Origin of the sequence: Burkholderia sp. Nafp2/4-1b (genome assembly GCF_003635165.1) — a bacterium.
Taxonomy (GTDB): domain Bacteria; phylum Pseudomonadota; class Gammaproteobacteria; order Burkholderiales; family Burkholderiaceae; genus Burkholderia.
The window spans coordinates 1,102,916-1,118,612 of the sequence record NZ_ML058597.1 but is presented as its reverse complement, the minus strand read 5'-3'; the positions used below and the strand labels follow the sequence as shown (position 1 = coordinate 1,118,612).

General features: G+C 69.5%; 17 protein-coding genes. 13 read left to right on the top strand and 4 right to left on the bottom strand.

Going from position 1 to position 15,697, the window contains the following annotated elements; translation table 11 throughout:
• The first annotated feature begins 114 nt into the window (after positions 1–114).
• From C7H84_RS05110 to C7H84_RS05095, 4 genes are all read left to right on the top strand, one after another.
• Positions 115–1,047, top strand: coding sequence for a 4-hydroxyproline epimerase (locus C7H84_RS05110; RefSeq protein WP_121857925.1), 933 nt, complete (start codon positions 115–117; stop codon positions 1,045–1,047).
• Positions 1,044–2,171: an FAD-dependent oxidoreductase gene (locus tag C7H84_RS05105; protein WP_121857706.1), complete on the top strand. Its 1,128-nt coding sequence runs from the start codon at positions 1,044–1,046 to the stop codon at positions 2,169–2,171. The genes C7H84_RS05110 and C7H84_RS05105 overlap by 4 nt, the downstream gene beginning before the upstream one ends.
• 162 nt (positions 2,172–2,333) lie before the next feature.
• The gene (locus tag C7H84_RS05100) at positions 2,334–2,567 is read left to right on the top strand and encodes a 2Fe-2S iron-sulfur cluster-binding protein (protein ID WP_121857705.1); all 234 of its coding nucleotides are present in this window, start codon (positions 2,334–2,336) and stop codon (positions 2,565–2,567) included.
• A gap of 2 nt (positions 2,568–2,569) precedes the next feature.
• On the top strand, positions 2,570–3,868 hold the full coding sequence (locus C7H84_RS05095; protein WP_121857704.1) for an FAD/NAD(P)-binding oxidoreductase: 1,299 nt from the start codon (positions 2,570–2,572) through the stop codon (positions 3,866–3,868).
• A gap of 68 nt (positions 3,869–3,936) precedes the next feature.
• Here the strand turns inward: C7H84_RS05095 and C7H84_RS05090 are convergent, their stop codons facing one another.
• Complete coding sequence (locus C7H84_RS05090) at positions 3,937–4,881, bottom strand: LysR substrate-binding domain-containing protein (protein WP_121857703.1); 945 nt, start codon at positions 4,879–4,881, stop codon at positions 3,937–3,939.
• A gap of 162 nt (positions 4,882–5,043) precedes the next feature.
• On the opposite strand from C7H84_RS05090, the gene gtdA reads away from it, so the two are divergent.
• The 8 genes from gtdA to C7H84_RS05050 all read left to right on the top strand — a co-directional run bounded on the left by gtdA (position 5,044) and on the right by C7H84_RS05050 (position 11,556).
• Positions 5,044–6,090 (top strand): gentisate 1,2-dioxygenase, encoded by a 1,047-nt coding sequence (gene gtdA / locus C7H84_RS05085; protein ID WP_121857702.1) that lies wholly within the window; start codon positions 5,044–5,046, stop codon positions 6,088–6,090.
• Between the two features lie 90 nt (positions 6,091–6,180).
• Entirely contained in the window at positions 6,181–6,879 is a 699-nt protein-coding gene (locus C7H84_RS05080) for a fumarylacetoacetate hydrolase family protein (protein WP_121857924.1), read from the top strand.
• Positions 6,880–6,913: 34 nt separating this feature from the next.
• Complete coding sequence (gene maiA, locus C7H84_RS05075; protein WP_121857701.1) at positions 6,914–7,555, top strand: maleylacetoacetate isomerase; 642 nt, start codon at positions 6,914–6,916, stop codon at positions 7,553–7,555.
• Between the two features lie 19 nt (positions 7,556–7,574).
• Positions 7,575–8,783 carry a 3-hydroxybenzoate 6-monooxygenase gene (locus C7H84_RS05070; RefSeq protein WP_121857700.1) on the top strand — a complete coding sequence of 403 codons (1,209 nt, stop codon included), beginning with the start codon at positions 7,575–7,577 and terminating at the stop codon, positions 8,781–8,783.
• Positions 8,784–8,859: 76 nt separating this feature from the next.
• On the top strand, positions 8,860–10,221 hold the full coding sequence (locus tag C7H84_RS05065; protein ID WP_121857699.1) for an aromatic acid/H+ symport family MFS transporter: 1,362 nt from the start codon (positions 8,860–8,862) through the stop codon (positions 10,219–10,221).
• 103 nt (positions 10,222–10,324) lie between these two features.
• Positions 10,325–10,681 carry a metalloregulator ArsR/SmtB family transcription factor gene (locus C7H84_RS05060; RefSeq protein WP_121857698.1) on the top strand — a complete coding sequence of 119 codons (357 nt, stop codon included), beginning with the start codon at positions 10,325–10,327 and terminating at the stop codon, positions 10,679–10,681.
• On the top strand, positions 10,671–11,132 hold the full coding sequence (locus C7H84_RS05055; RefSeq protein ID WP_121857697.1) for a YeeE/YedE family protein: 462 nt from the start codon (positions 10,671–10,673) through the stop codon (positions 11,130–11,132). Before C7H84_RS05060 ends, C7H84_RS05055 begins: the two co-directional genes overlap by 11 nt.
• Before the next feature lies 1 nt (position 11,133).
• A complete protein-coding gene (locus tag C7H84_RS05050; protein ID WP_121857696.1) occupies positions 11,134–11,556 on the top strand; it encodes a DUF6691 family protein in 423 nt (140 codons plus the stop codon).
• A gap of 168 nt (positions 11,557–11,724) precedes the next feature.
• Here the strand turns inward: C7H84_RS05050 and C7H84_RS05045 are convergent, their stop codons facing one another.
• Positions 11,725–12,075, bottom strand: a complete 351-nt coding sequence (locus tag C7H84_RS05045) for a hypothetical protein (protein ID WP_121857695.1) — start codon at positions 12,073–12,075, stop codon at positions 11,725–11,727.
• Positions 12,076–12,286: 211 nt separating this feature from the next.
• Between C7H84_RS05045 and C7H84_RS05040 the strand changes: the two genes are divergently transcribed.
• A complete protein-coding gene (locus C7H84_RS05040; RefSeq protein ID WP_205611393.1) occupies positions 12,287–13,771 on the top strand; it encodes a PLP-dependent aminotransferase family protein in 1,485 nt (494 codons plus the stop codon).
• Positions 13,772–13,915: 144 nt separating this feature from the next.
• Here the strand turns inward: C7H84_RS05040 and C7H84_RS05035 are convergent, their stop codons facing one another.
• On the bottom strand, positions 13,916–14,191 hold the full coding sequence (locus C7H84_RS05035) for a hypothetical protein (protein ID WP_121857694.1): 276 nt from the start codon (positions 14,189–14,191) through the stop codon (positions 13,916–13,918).
• 97 nt (positions 14,192–14,288) lie between these two features.
• The gene (locus C7H84_RS05030) at positions 14,289–15,626 is read right to left on the bottom strand and encodes a cytochrome c peroxidase (RefSeq protein ID WP_121857693.1); all 1,338 of its coding nucleotides are present in this window, start codon (positions 15,624–15,626) and stop codon (positions 14,289–14,291) included.
• Positions 15,627–15,697 lie beyond the last annotated feature (71 nt).

Genomic DNA, 15,697 nt, shown 5'->3' with positions numbered 1-15,697 from the left:
CGAAAGGTGCTCCGCACTATGCCGATTTCGTCGCCGCCTTCATCGAAAAGCCACAAGCGGACGGACGCGCGACGGAGGAAGCTATGCTCCTTTCCCCACTTCGGACGGCTCATGATGAAGCGCATCCAGATCATCGATTCGCACACCGGCGGCGAACCCACGCGGCTCGTCGTGTCCGGTTTTCCGTCGCTCGGCAACGGCACGATGGCTGAGCGGCGCGACGTGCTCGCGCGCGAGCACGACCGCTACCGCACCGCGTGCATTCTCGAACCGCGCGGCAGCGATGTGCTGGTCGGCGCGCTGCTGTGCGAACCGGTGTCGCCGGAGGCGGCGGCCGGCGTGATCTTCTTCAACAACAGCGGTTATCTCGGGATGTGCGGGCACGGCACGATCGGCGTCGTGCGCACGCTGCATCACATGGGCCGCATCGAGCCGGGCGTGCACAAGATCGAAACGCCGGTCGGCACCGTCGAGGCGACGCTGCACGACGACCTGTCGGTCAGCGTGCGCAACGTGCTCGCGTATCGCCATGCGAAGGCCGTCGAAGTCGACGTGCCGGGCTACGGCCCCGCGAAGGGCGACATCGCGTGGGGCGGCAACTGGTTCTTCCTGATCAGCGATCACGGCCAGCGCGTGACCGGTGACAACGTCGCGGCGTTGACCGCCTATTCGTCGGCGGTGCGCGCGGGGCTCGAACGCGCGGGCATCACCGGCGCGAACGGCGGCGAGATCGACCATATCGAACTGTTCGCGGACGACGCCGAACACGACAGCCGCAGCTTCGTGCTGTGCCCGGGTCACGCATACGACCGCTCGCCATGCGGCACCGGCACGAGCGCGAAGCTCGCGTGCCTCGCAGCCGACGGCAAGCTCGAGCCGGGCGCCGTATGGCATCAGGCGAGCGTGATCGGCAGCGTGTTCCAGGCGAGCTATGCGCAGGCCGACGGCGGCATCGTGCCGACGATCCGCGGCAGCGCGCACCTGAGCGCGGAAGCGACGCTGCTGATCGAGGAAGACGATCCGTTCGGCTGGGGCATCGTGTCGTGAGTGAGACCAGCACCGACGTCGTCGTGATCGGCGCCGGCATCGTCGGCGCCGCGTGTGCGCACGAACTCGCGCAGCGCGGGCTGAGCGTGCTCGTCGTCGACGACGCAAGCGGCGGCGCGACGGGTGCCGGCATGGGGCACCTCGTCGCGATGGACGACAACGCGGCCGAGCTCGCGCTGAGTCATTACTCGATCGAGCTGTGGCGCGCGCTCGCCGGCGAGATGCCGGAAGGCTGCGCGTACCGCAATTGCGGCACGCTGTGGCTCGCGGCCGATTCCCATGAGATGGACCTCGCGCGCGCCAAGCAGGCGACGCTCGCCGCCCACGGCGTCGCCGGCGAGCTGATCGATGCGGCGACGCTCGCGCGGCTCGAGCCGATGCTGCGTGCCGGTCTCGGCGGCGCGCTGAAGATTCCCGGCGATGCGATTCTCTATGCGCCGGTCGCCGCAAGCTGGCTGCTGCAGCGTGTGCCGGGCATCACGTTGCGGCGCGAGCGCGCGGTGGCGGTCGACGGCGCGCGCGTGATGCTCGCGAACGGCGAAACGCTGCGCGCGGAACGCATCGTGGTCGCGAACGGCGTCGCCGCGCGCACGCTGCTGCCCGAACTGCCGCTGCGCCCGAAGAAGGGCCACCTGCTGATCACCGACCGCTATCCGGGCCGGGTGTCGCACCAGCTCGTCGAGCTCGGGTATGCCGCGAGCGCGCATGCGAGCGACGGTACGTCGGTTGCATTCAACGTGCAGCCGCGGCCGACCGGCCAGCTGCTGATCGGCTCGTCGCGCCAGTTCGACACCGAGGATGCACGCGTCGAGCCGCCGGTGCTCGCGCGCATGCTGCGCCGTGCGGTCGGCTATCTCCCCGATCTGGCCGACCTGAACGGGATTCGCTCGTGGACGGGCTTCCGTTCCGCGAGCCCCGACGGCCTGCCGCTGCTCGGCGAACATCCGGCGCGGCCGGGCGTGTGGCTCGCGGTCGGGCACGAAGGGCTCGGCGTGACGACCGCGCCGGGCAGCGCGCGGCTCGTCGCCGCGCTGATGACGGGCGAGCGGCCGCCCATCGACATCGAACCGTATTTGCCGGGACGTTTCCTGACGACGTCCCCCGTAGCCGGAGCGCTGACATGAAACGACCCCCACGCTCACTTCGTTCACTGTCCCCCGCGGGGGCGGTCAGCCTCCTTGGGGCGGCCCGGCGGAGGCTGACATGAAACGACCCCCACGCTTACTTCGTTCACTGCCCCCCGCGGGGGCGATCAGCCTCCTTGGGGCGGCCCGGCGGAGGCTGACATGATCATTCATCTGGACGGCCGTGCGCTGACGGTGGCCGAGGGCGCGACCGTCGCGGCCGCCGTCGCGGCGAGCGGCGACGACACGACCCGCGTGTCGGCCACGGGTGCGGCGCGCGCACCGTTTTGCGGTATGGGCATCTGCCAGGAGTGCAGGATGACGATCGACGGCCGTCGTCGTCTGGCTTGCCAGACGCTGTGCCGCGACGGGATGCGGGTGGAGCGCACGCGATGAGCATGGCGAAACAGGAACGACTGAGCGTCGACGTCGCGATCGTCGGCGCGGGGCCGGCCGGGCTCTCGGCCGCGCGAGCCGCCGCACGCAGCGGCGCCACGGTCGCGATCGTCGACGACAATCCACGCGCGGGCGGCCAGATCTGGCGCCAGGCGGCCGCCTCGACGCCGGTGGCGGCCGCGGCCGAACGCCTTGCGGTGCTGCGGCAGCCGAACGTCATGCATCTCGCGGCCACGCGCATCGTCGCCGAAACACTGCCGGGCACGCTGCTGCTCGAGGATGACGAGCGCGGATTCCGGCTCGAATTCCGCACGCTGATCCTGTGCTGCGGCGCCCGCGAACTGCTGCTGCCGTTCCCGGGCTGGACGCTGCCGGGCGTTACCGGGGCCGGCGGCCTGCAGGCGCTGATCAAGTACGGTCTCGACGTGCGCGGCCAGCGCACGGTGATCGCCGGCAGCGGCCCGCTGCTGCTGGCGAGCGCGGCGACGGCCCGTCAGGCCGGCGCGCAGGTGTCGCATGTGCTCGAACAGGCTGCATGGGGCGACGCGGCCGCGTTCGGCGTGGGACTGTGGCGCTGGCCGTCGAAGGTCGCGCAGGCCGCGAAGCTCGTCACGGCCGCGTACCGGCCCAATGCGTACGTCGTCGAAGCGTTCGGCGACAAGCGGCTCGAGCGCGTGCGAATTCGGCAGGGCGAGCGCGAGTTCGCCGTCGACTGCGACCGGCTTGCGTGCGGCTTCGGCCTCGTGCCGAACACCGTGCTGCCGAGCCATCTCGGCTGCCGGATCGAGAACGGCGCAGTCGCGGTCGACACACATCAGCGCACGAGCCGCGACGGGTATTTCGCGGCGGGCGAGTGCACGGGTGTCGGCGGCAGCGAACTGGCGATGGTCGAAGGGGAGATCGCCGGCTACGCGGCCACCGGGCAGACGGCACCGCTCGCCGCATTGATTGCGCAGCGCGCGCACTGGCAGGCGTTCGCCGACGCGGTGCGCGAGCGCTTCGCGATTCGTGGGCCGATTCGCCGCCTCGCGCGGCCCGATACGCTGCTGTGCCGGTGTGAGGACGTGCGCTTCGACGCGGTCGCAGGCGGGGTGGCAGACGCGGTCGCGCCGGCATCGAGCTGGACGGCTGCGAAGCTGCAGACCCGCTGCGGGATGGGCGCGTGCCAGGGCCGCGTGTGCGGTGCGGCGGCGCAGGCGCTGTTCGGCTGGACGCCGCCGGTGCCGCGCACGCCGCTCGTGCCCGCGCGCGTCGGCACGCTGATGCTGGACGACACGGCATCCTGTGACGGCGCTGCCTGACGCGCCGCGGTGAAGCGGCACGGCTCGCACCGGGCCGCTTCACCGCTCACTCCACCCTTATTCCACCTTCATTCCACCTTCACTTTCTCCCATCCGCCCACCTGCGGCGCCGCACAGGCGCGCAGGCACTCGATCGCGGCGGCCACGGCCGCGCGATTCGCGCTGTCCGGATGCCAGTACATCGACACCGCGCCCTGGCCCTCGAGCTGCATCGGCAGGATGCGGATCGCGTTCAATTGCTCGAAGCGCCGTGCGGCGCGATGCGATGCAACGCCGAGCAGGTCGGTGTTGTTCAGCAGCGTGAGGTTCAGGATCGACGAATTCGATTCGACGCAGTGCGGCGGCTGCACGCGGCCCGCAGCCGTCAGCGCGACCTGCAGCGCGTTGTGCACGGGCGTGCCGGACGGCCAGACGATCCACGAGTACGCGAGCACCTCGTTCCAGCCCACCGTGGCCGCCGCGACAAGCGGGTGATCGGGCCGCGCGACGAACACCACCGGGTCGAGGTACAGCGCTTCGGCGTGCAGGTGCGGATCGACGGACGCCGACCCTGACCGACCGACGACGATGTCCAGCTCGCCGCGCGCAAGCTGCAGCATCAGCTGGTTCATCGTGCTTTCGGCCAGTCGGACCTGCGCGCGCGGCATTCGCTTCAGCAACTGCGACACCGCGAGCGGCACCGTATCGGCGGCCGCGACGCCCGACGTGCCGATCGTCACCAGGCCGCTGCCGCCTTCGCGCAGCGCGGCCATGTCGTCGCGGGCGACGTCGAGCTGCGCCTCGACGCGGCGCGCGTGCTCGATCAGCGCGTCGCCATAGGCCGTCGGCCGTAAGCCGCGCGCGTGCCGCTCGAACAGCGGCAGCCCGACATCCTCCTCCAGTTCCTTCAACCATTTCGACAGCGCGGGCTGCGTGGTCGCGAGCGCCGCCGCCGACTGGCTCAGGTTGCCCGTGCTGGCCAGGCTCAGCAGTACTTGCAGGTGCCGCAATCGCAGCCGGTAGGTCCAGTCCATCACATGCTCCGTGCCGGAAGGTATATCCGAAATAATATGGATTAGATGATTTCGCCATTTTACCGGGTATGACTTGGTCGAATATAAATGCGCTAACGGACTGCAGTGCGCAGCCCCGACCCGACATAACGCCGACCGCGATCGGCCGCCCCAGGAGACATCATGACCAGCCGACACCCGGATCTGTCCCGCGCCGACTACTACGCCCGGATCGCCGAACAGCGCCTCGCGCCGTTGTGGGAATCGCTGCACAACCTCGTGCCGAAAACGCCGCAGCCGGCCGCGCAGGCCGCGATCTGGAAGTACGCACAGGTGCGCGACCTGGTGATGCAGGCCGGCAACGTAATCAGCGCGGAAGAGGCGGTGCGCCGCGTGCTGGTCCTTGAGAACCCGGGGCTGCCCGGCAAGTCGAGCATGACGCCGAGCCTGTATGCGGGGCTGCAACTGATCCTGCCGGGCGAGATCGCGCCGAGCCACCGGCATACGCAGTCGGCGCTGCGCTTCATCGTCGAAGGCAAGGGCGCCTGGACCGCGGTGAACGGCGAGCGCACGACGATGCATCCGGGCGACTTCATCATCACGCCGTCGTGGGCGTGGCACGACCACGGCAATCCGTCCGTGGACGACGGCGGCGAGCCGGTCGTGTGGCTCGACGGGCTCGATATCCCGCTCGTCGCAAACCTCGACGCGGGCTTCGCGGAGAACTATCCGCAAGCCGAGCAGCCGGTCAGCCGCGCGGAGGGCGACAGCTTCGCGCGCTTCGGCCACAACATGGTGCCGGTGCGGCATCGCGTGACCGATCCGACGTCGCCGGTGTTCAGCTATCCGTATGCCCGGACCCGCGAAGCGCTCGACGCGCTGTACCGCAACGGCGAGCTCGACGCGTGGGACGGCGTGAAGCTGCGCTACGTGAACCCCGCGACGGGCGGCTCGCCGATGCCGACGATCGCGACCTTCATGCAGTTCCTGCCGGCCGGCTTCGACGGCCGCACGTATCGCAGCACCGACGCGACGATTTACTGCGTCGTCGACGGCCGCGGCACCGCGCATGTCGGCAGCGACGCATTCGCGTTCGAGCCGCACGACATCTTCGTCGCGCCGTCGTGGGCACCGGTGCGGCTGGCGGCGTCGTCCGACAGCGTGCTGTTCAGCTATTCCGACCGGCCCGTGCTGTCCGCGCTGAATCTGCTGCGCGAAGCACGCGAGTGAGCGCGGCCCGTTTCAACGATTTCCCCGATTCGTTTCGTGCGTCGTCGCTGCGGCGCGCGTTCTTCCTTCATGCTCAAGCTGGAGCCGTTCATGACTTACGTTTTCCCGCCCGAAGCGCCGGTCGCGCTTCCCGTCGCCGGTAGCGACGCCCGCTTCGCGGTCCGCCGCGTGTACTGCGTCGGCCGCAACTACGCGGCCCATGCGCGCGAAATGGGCTTCGATCCCGATCGCGAACCGCCGTTCTTCTTCTGCAAGCCGGCCGATTCGATCGTGCCGGTGGCCTACGGAGAAACGCTCGAGCTCGCGTATCCGTCGCAGACGCAGAACTACCACTACGAAGCCGAACTCGTCGCGGTGATCGGCAAGGGCGGGTCGGACATTCCGCTCGACCAGGCGCTCGAGCACGTGTGGGGCTATGCAGTCGGCCTCGACATGACGCGCCGCGACCTGCAGATGAAGATGCGCGAGATGGGGCGCCCGTGGGAAATCGGCAAGGCGTTCGACCGTTCTGCGCCGGTCGGCCCCGTGCATCCGGCGAGCGATGTCGGTCATGTCGAACAGGCCGGCGTGTGGCTGACGGTGAACGGCGCGACGAAGCAGCAGAGCGACGTGTCGCACCTGATCTGGTCGGTCGCGGAAACGGTCGCCGACCTGTCGAAGTTCTTCCGCCTCGAACCGGGCGACGTGATCTTCACCGGCACGCCGGAAGGCGTCGGCGCGGTGGTGCAGGGCGACCTGATGAAGGTCGGCATCGAGCGTCTCGGCGAACTCGCCGTGCGCGTGGTCTGACGCGCGTTCGTCGCATTTCTCGAAAGGTCACATCGTGCAACTGCATGGCTTCTTCAACAGTTCGACGTCCTATCGGGTGCGCATCGCGCTCGCGCTGAAAGGACTGTCGTACGACACGCTGCCCGTGAACATCCGCACGGGCGAGCATCGCGACGCCGGCTACGTCGCGCAGGTGAATCCGTCGGCGTCGGTGCCGGCGCTGGTCGACGGCGATTTCCATCTCGGCCAGTCGCTCGCGATCATCGACTATCTCGATCAGATCCATCCGACGCCGCGGCTGATTCCGGTGGAGCCGCGCGAACGCGCGCGCGTGCTGGAACTCGCGACGCTGATCGCGTGCGACATCCATCCGGTCAACAACCTGCGCGTGCTGCGCTACCTCGACAGCGCGTTGCAGGTCACGCCGCAGCAGAAGAGCGCGTGGTACCGCCACTGGGTGGCCGAGGGCATGGCCGCCGTCGAGCGTCTGCTCGCGCGCGCGGACACGGGCCCGTGGTGTTTCGGCGAGGCGCCGACGCTCGCCGACGTGTGCCTGGTGCCGCAGGTCGCGAACGCGCTGCGGATGGATTGCGACCTGAGCGCGTATCCGCGCAGCCTCGCGATTTACGAACACGCGCGGCACGAGCCGGCGTTCGACGCGGCGCAGCCGCAGCGACAACCGGACTACGTCGCGTAACACGAAGCAGGAGACAGACATGGGCGAGACACACAACACAGGCCGGCGCGTACTCGTGATCGGCGGCGGCATCGGCGGGCTCGCGACGGCGCTGGCGCTCGCGCGCCAGGGCATTCGCGTGAAGCTGCTCGAGCAGGCCGAGCACATCGGCGAAATCGGGGCGGGCATCCAGCTCGCCGCGAATGCGTTCAACGCGCTCGACGCGCTCGGCGTGGGCGACGCCGCACGCGGTCGCGCGGTGTTCACCGACTGGCTGCAACTGATGGATGCGGTCGATGCGCGGGAAGTCGCGCGCATCGATACCGGCGCCGCGTATCGCGAGCGCTTCGGCAATCCGTATGCGGTGATCCATCGCGCGGACATTCACCTGTCAATCTACGAGGCGGTCAAGGATCATCCGCTGATCGAGTTTCGGACCAGCACGCAGGTGTGCGGGTTCGAACAGGACGACCACGGCGTGACCGTGACCGACCAGCACGGCGAGCGTTATCGCGCCGACGCGGTGATCGGCTGCGATGGCGTGAAATCCGCGATCCGGCAGGCACTGATCGGCGATGCGCATCGCGTGACGGGGCACGTCGTGTATCGCGCGGTCGTCGATGTCGACAACATGCCGAAGGATCTGCAGATCAATGCGCCGGTCGTCTGGGCCGGCCCGCATTGCCACCTCGTTCATTACCCGCTGCGCGGCGGACGGCAATACAACCTCGTCGTCACGTTCCACAGCCGCGACGAGGAAACCTGGGGCGTGCGCGACGGCAGCAAGGACGAAGTGCTGTCGTACTTCGACGGCATTCATCCGCTGCCGAAGCAGATGCTCGACCGGCCGACCTCGTGGAAGCGCTGGGCGACCGCCGACCGCGACCCGGTCGAGCGCTGGAGCACGGGCCGCGCGACGGTGCTCGGCGACGCCGCGCATCCGATGACCCAATACATCGCGCAGGGCGCGTGCCAGGCGCTCGAGGACGCGGTGACGCTCGGCGCGGCCGTCGCGCAGACCGACGGCGATTTCGAAGCCGCGTTCGTGCTGTACGAGCGCGCACGGATTCCGCGCACCGCGCGCGTGCTGTATTCGGCGCGCGAAATGGGACGGATCTATCACGCGAAGGGCGTCGAGCGGCAGGTGCGCAACGCGCTGTGGGTCGGGCGCACGCAGACGCAGTTCTACGACGCGCTCGACTGGCTGCACGGCTGGCGCGCGGAGGATTGCCTGAAGTCCGTCGCCTGACGCACTTCAGCCCGCATCCGGCGGCGCGCATTCCAACCACATCGCGCGCGACCGCCTTCATGGAGGAGACATCATCATGGCCGATACGCTGTCCATCGACGTCAGCGAATGGATCGACCGGCATCGCGTTGCGCCGTTTCAGGCCGCGATCGTCGTGTTGTGCTTTCTGATCGTCGCGATCGACGGTTTCGACACTGCATCGATCGGGTTCATCGCGCCCGTCATTCGCGCGGAATGGGGCTTGTCGCCCGCGCAGCTCGCGCCGGTATTCGGTGCGGGCCTCGCCGGACTGATGGCCGGCGCGCTCGTGTTCGGGCCGTTCGGCGACCGGTTCGGCCGCAAGCGCCTGCTGCTCGCCTGTGTCGCGTGCTTCGGCATCGCGAGTGCCGCGTCGGCGAGCGCGGGCGGATTGACCGAACTCATCGCGTGGCGCTTCGTGACGGGCCTCGGCCTTGGCGGCGCGATGCCGAACGCGATCACGTTGACGTCCGAGTATTGCCCCGCGCGGCGCCGCTCGCTGCTCGTGACGACGATGTTCTGCGGGTTCACGATCGGCTCCGCGCTCGGCGGGCTCGCGGCTGCGGCGCTGATCGAACGCGACGGCTGGCGCGCAGTGCTCGTCGTCGGCGGTGCCGCGCCGCTGCTGCTTCTCCCGGTGCTCGCGTGGCGGCTGCCGGAATCGGTGCGCTACCTCGTCAACACCGGCGCGGCGCGCGAGCGGATCGCGGCGATGCTCGCGCGGATCGCACCGGACCCGCATCTCGCGCACGCGTCGTTCATCGCGCCGCGCGGCAAGCCGGCCGGGTCGCCGCTCGGCCGCCTGTTCGGCCCGGACCTGCTGCGCGGCACGCTGCTGCTGTGGCTCACGTTCTTCATGAGCCTGCTCGTGATCTACCTGCTGTCGAGCTGGCTGCCGACGCTGTTGCGCACGACCGGCGCGACGTTGCAGACGGCCGCGCGCGTGACGGCGATGTTCCAGGTCGGCGGCACGCTCGGCGCGATCGTGCTCGGCGGGCTGATGGACCGCTTCGATCCGCATCGCGTGCTCGCGTGCAGCTATGCGGCGGCGGGCGCGTTCGTCGCGGCGATCGGCGTGCTGGCTGCATCGCCCGAAGGCGCCGCGCTCGTCGTGTTCGCGGCCGGCTTCTGCGTGTCGGGCTCGCAGGTCGGCGCGAACGCGCTGTCGGCCGCGTTCTATCCGACCGAGTGCCGGACCACCGGTGTCAGTTGGGCGAACGGGATCGGCCGCGGCGGATCGGTCGTCGGCTCGATGGCGGGCGGGGCGATGCTCGCGATGGGGCTGCCGTTGTCGACCGCGTTCGCGTTCGTCGCGGTGCCGTGCGTGATTGCGGGAATCGCGGTGCTGGCGCTCGGCGTGGTGCGGGCCGGCGCGAAGCATGCGGCGACGGCTGAGACGATTGCCGGTGAGCAGGCGTAGTGGAGGGGCGGGCAGGCGATGTTGAGGGCGCCGGATGTTGGCGGGAGTCGATATTATATAAATGGATATAATATCGATTCGTTAATCGTATGCGACCGTCCTCATGAACGCCGATGCTTCCGCCGGGCTGCCCGAGCCCGGCCAGATGCGCGCCGCCGCCGAAGCGGCGTGCGCGCTGCTCAAGGTGCTGTCCAATCCCGACCGGCTACTGCTGCTGTGCGAACTGTCGCAGGGCGAACGCTGCGTGAGCGAACTCGAGGCGCGGCTGGATATTCGCCAGCCGACGCTGTCGCAGCAGCTCGGCGTGCTGCGGGACAACGCGCTGGTCCGCACGCGCCGCGAAGGCAAGAACATCCACTATTCGCTCGACAGCCCGGCCGCGATCGCGGTGATGGGCGTGCTCTACGAACAGTTCTGCGGACCGGCTGCGTACGGGAAGGGGAAGCGCCATGCAGCTTGATGCGCTTCATTTCACGCCGTGGCTGTCGCTCGCCGGCGGCGTGCTGATCGGGCTCGCCGCCGCGTGGCTCGTCGCGTTCAACGGGCGGGTCGCGGGGATCAGCGGCATCGTCGGCGGCCTGATTGCCCCGGGTGCCGCTGGTGCTGCGGAGCGCGGCTGGCGTGCCGCATTCGTCGCCGGGCTGATCGCCGCGCCGTTGATGATGCGTATCGCCGGTGCTGCCGGTGCTGCCGGTGCCGCCGTGATGCCGCAGATCGATGCCGGCTGGGGCGAACTGCTGGCCGCTGGCCTGCTGGTTGGAGTCGGCACACGTTATGCCGGCGGATGCACGAGCGGTCATGGCGTCTGCGGGTTGTCGCGCGGCGCGACGCGGTCGATCGTCGCGACGGCGGTGTTCATGGTCGCCGGTTTCGCGACCGTATTCGTGCGCCGGCACGTGATCGGAGGCTGACATGCAGGAAGGCTTCGCGTTTCTGGCCGGATTGCTGTTCGGCGTCGGCCTCATCGTGTCGGGGATGGCCAACCCGCGGAAGGTACTCGGGTTTCTCGACCTGGCGGGCGGTTGGGATCCATCGCTCGCGTTCGTGATGGCCGGCGCGATCGGCGTCGGCGTGTTCGCGTTCGCATGGGCGAAGCGCCGGACGCGCTCGTGGCTCGGTCTGCCGATCCAGTGGCCGGCCGCGAGGACGGTCACCGTGCGGCTCGTCGCCGGGAGTACCGTGTTCGGCATTGGTTGGGGGCTTGCCGGGTTCTGCCCGGGGCCCGCGATCGTGTCGATCGGGCTCGGGTCGGTCAAGGGCATCGCGTTCGTCGTCGCGATGCTGGTCGGGATGGCGCTGTTCGAATGGATCGAGCGTCGGCGGAAGGTGCGGTAGCGGGGCGGCGGCTGCACGTCGCGGGCCGGCGAGGCTGAGACGGCCGGATCGCGCGGATGGCTTCAATCGGTCTGCCTCTGGCGAGCGTGCCGGGCCAGAGCGTGCAAGCTGCCGGGTGCGGCGATGCGAAGGCCCACGACGCCACCGGCAACCGCGCGCGCTACCGCGTCAGGGCTGCTCCCGCACATGCCGCTCGCTGAATAACCGAGCGGAGACCCGCTGTACCCATACACGCCACGCGGCGATCATGCGCCCCCGCGCCGCGGGCTCCACGACGGTCGCGCCGGCCGACCCGGCATCGCTGGCGGACAACGCCACATGACCGGCCGTCTCGATTGTCAGGCATTCGCCTTCGCCGAGTACGCGGCGAACGTATTGCGGCGCATCCGGCAGCCAGTCGAGCCCGCCTTGGCGCAACGTGATCGCGAGCGCGCCGTCGAGCACGACGACCTGACTGCCCTTGTCGAACCACGCAAAGTGGCTTTGCCCGGCGTCGAGCCGGATGTCCTGCGTTCTCATGGCGAGTCCTTTTCCGTTTTCCCGGCTTACGCAGCCTCGCGATGGCGAGGCGACGGCGTGCAATCAGGTTAGGGAAACGCGCGCGGTCAGGACAGATTCAGGGGACGGGAATCTGTTCCGGTGCAGATGCTGATTTTGTGTCGCTGTATCGGTGGGTTTCCCCGGAATCTGTATCTGGCGTGCGCCGGAGTGCGCGGGCACGATCACCCGCATGACCTCCATCACCGACCCGCTCCGCACGCCTTTGCCGATGACCGGCGAGCCGCTTTACGAACGGCTTGCCGAGCATTACCGCCGCATCATCGCGGCCGGCACGCTGTCGCCCGGCGACCGGATGCCGTCGGTGCGCGCGTTCATGGCGCAGCACGGCGTGAGCCTGTCGACCGCGATCCAGGCATTCCGGCGGCTCGAGGACACCGGCTGGTGCGAGGCCAAGCCGCGCTCGGGCTATTTCGTGCGACGGCGCGCAGCGGCCGCGCTCGACACGCTGCCGGAAAGTGACGGACCGCCACTGAGTGTCGAGCCGCCGTTCGCGGGGCTGCACGAACGCGTGTCGCGCGTGATCGATCGCGCGAATGCGGCACCCGATGCGCTGAATCTCGGCGGCGCATCCGCGCTGGCGACGCTGTATCCGGCCGAGCGCCTGCAAACGCTGGCAATCCGGCTGTTGCGGCGCAAGCCGACGCTGCTGACCGATGCAGGGCCGGTGGGCGGCTCACCCGAATTCCGGCAGACGATGGCCAAGCGTGCGCTGTCGTACGGTGTGACGGTTTCGCCGGACGACGTGATGTCGACGAGCGGCGGCGTTGATGCCGTGAATCTCGCCCTGCGCGCGGTGGCGCGCCCTGGCGACACGATCGCCATCGAATCGCCGGCCTTTTTCGGCCTGATCCAGCTGCTCGAAAGCCTCGGCCTGCGCGCGCTCGAAATTCCGGCCAGCCCGACGACCGGGTTGTCGATCGAGGCGCTCGACGTGGCGCTGACCGCGTACCCGGACATCCGGGCCGTGGTGGTCGTGCCGAACCTGCAGAACCCGCTCGGCTGCGTGATGCCGGATGAACGCAAGGCCGCGCTGGTCGAGTTGTGCTCGCGACGCGGCGTGGCCGTGATCGAGGACGAGCCGTATCGCGAGCTCGTCGAAGCGCCGCACGCGGTGAAGCCCGCGAAAGCATGGGACCGCGACGGCACGGTGATCTACTGCCCGTCGTTCAACAAGGTGCTGGCGCCCGGGATGCGGCTCGGCTGGATGAGCGCGGGCCGCTGGCATGCGCGCGTGAAGATGCTCAAGTTCGCGCACAGCCGGCACAACGCCGCGTTGCTGCAGGCCGTCGCGGCCGAATTCGTCGGCTCGGGTGCGTTCGATCGCCACCTGCACCGGTTTCGCGAACAGCTTCGCGTGCAGCGCGATGTGGCGATCGACGCGATCGCGCGTCATTTTCCGGCCGGCACGCGGATGAACCGGCCGCCGGGCGGCATGCTGCTGTGGATCGCGTTGCCGGACGGCGTGCGTTCTGAAGCCTTGTTCGATGCCGCGCTGGCGCGCGGGGTGAAGATCGCGCCAGGCTCGATCTTTTCGAATTCCGACCGCTTTGACGCGTATATCCGGCTGGCCTGCACGCGGGCGTTCGACACGGCCCATGAAACGGCAATCCAAACGCTCGGCCAGTTGATACGCGACGCGGCGCCCGCTGCCTAAGCGCGCCGGATGCCGGCCGGGCCGGCGGATCGGCTTGCGGCCCCGGCTGTCGTGACGGGTGCACGGGCCGGCCGATCCGGCACGTCGCGCTTCCCCCGATCGGCCGCCGCGCGATGACGCGCCAACGATAGGATTTCGGCGATTTCATCGGCCGACCGTGTGCGCGGCGAGGTGCTGGCGGATCAGCGACAGGTAGCGATCGCCGACCGAGAAGTCGCGCGCGGCGCGTGGCCGTTCGGCCTGACGCAGCGTGGCCGGTGCGCTCACGCCCAGATACCGGCATACCGCCGACGGAAAGGGTTTGCGTGTATGCCCGAGCTGGCGCGCCGCGCGCTCGACGCGGGCGTCGCCGAGCTGCGCACGCAGCCATGCCAGTACTTGGCGATCGGTGTCGTTGACGATTCGGACCAGATGTTCCATCGCGCACCTCACTGTTCATAAATACAGTACTGTAAATATAACCAGTAGTTGCGGCGACCGCAAGCGGCGCGCACGCATCTGGCCGTCAGGCCAGGGTTCAGCGTGCCGGCGCGGCGGTACGGGCGATCCGGGCGGCAGGCTCGGTGCGGGCAGCAGGTGCGGCGAGCTGCGCGTAGCGGGCATCGGTCAGCGTGCCGAGAAACGCGACGATGTCGTCGATTTCCGCGTCGGTCAGCGCGGGCGGCGTGCCGGGGCGGCGGTTCATCGGCGTCGAATTGACGTTGATGTTGCCGCGATAGGCGGCCGGCACGTCGTCGAACGTCCTGGCGCCGTGATACCAGAAGCCCGGGTCGGTCGAGCGCGTGTTGTAGAACGCGACCGCGTCGCGCAGCGTCGTGAACACGCCGTTGTGCATGAACGTCTGCTTGACCGCGACGTTGCGCAGTCCAGGCGTGCGCAGGTAGCCGCACCATTGTGTCGGTTCGGGCCAGCGCAGCCGCGCGGCCGTGTCGCACAGGCCGTTGTCGAAATGGCGCGGATCGCGATTTGCAGGCAGCGCCCGGTTGCGCGGCACCGCGATCGCGTCGTAGCCGAAATCCGTGAAGAGCGAGCGCTCCGGCCGGCTCGACGTCTGCGACAGCGTATGGCAGCTCATGCAGTTGCCCTTGTCGGGATTGCGGAACAGCGCGAGGCCGCGCATCTCGGCCGGCGCGAGCGGCTTGCGTGTGCGCAGGAACGCGTCGAAGCGCGACGTGAACGGCGCCATCTCGTCGCTCTGCAGATAGGCCTCGACGGCCGAGCCGAGCGCGCGTACCAACTGCTCGGGATCGCGCCGCACCGACGCGCCGAAGCGGGCGGCGAGATCGCTCGCCAGTTCGGTGCCGTTGACCTTGCGCAGCAGCGCGGCCGGCGACCGGTTGTTCATCTCGTTCGGATCGAACAGCGGCCCGCGGATCTGTTCGGCGAGCGTGTCCGCGCGGCCGTCGCTGAAGAGGCCGCCGAACGGTGCCGGCGCGGGCGCGTCGTCGTCCTGGTAGAAGTGGCGGCGCGGCACGTAGCGCACATAGAGCAGCGACGGCGCGTTGCGCTGGCTGAACCGCCCGTGGCGGCTGCCCTCCGGCACGCCCGGCCCGGCGAGCGAAGCGGCCGACAGCGTCGGCGCGAACGCGCGCCCCGGATCGTGGCAACCCGCGCACGACATGCCGCGCGGCTCGGACAGCCGCGGGTCGAAGAAGATCCGGCGGCCGAGCGCGACGAGCGTCGGATCGGGCGCGAAACGGGCGGTCGCGGCGTCGACCTTGCCGGTTACCTGCGGCGTGCCGTTGCCGATCGTGTCGACGACGCGCGACGGCGGCGCGCCGGGGAGCAGGGTCGTCTCGGAAGGCGCGGCCTGGGCCGCAAGTGCGGCGCCGGCGAGCACCGTTGTGGCAAGCATGCGTATCGCCGAGCCGCCACCGGCAACCGGAATCGAAGCTGAACCCGAACCCGAAGCCGAAGCCGAAGCCG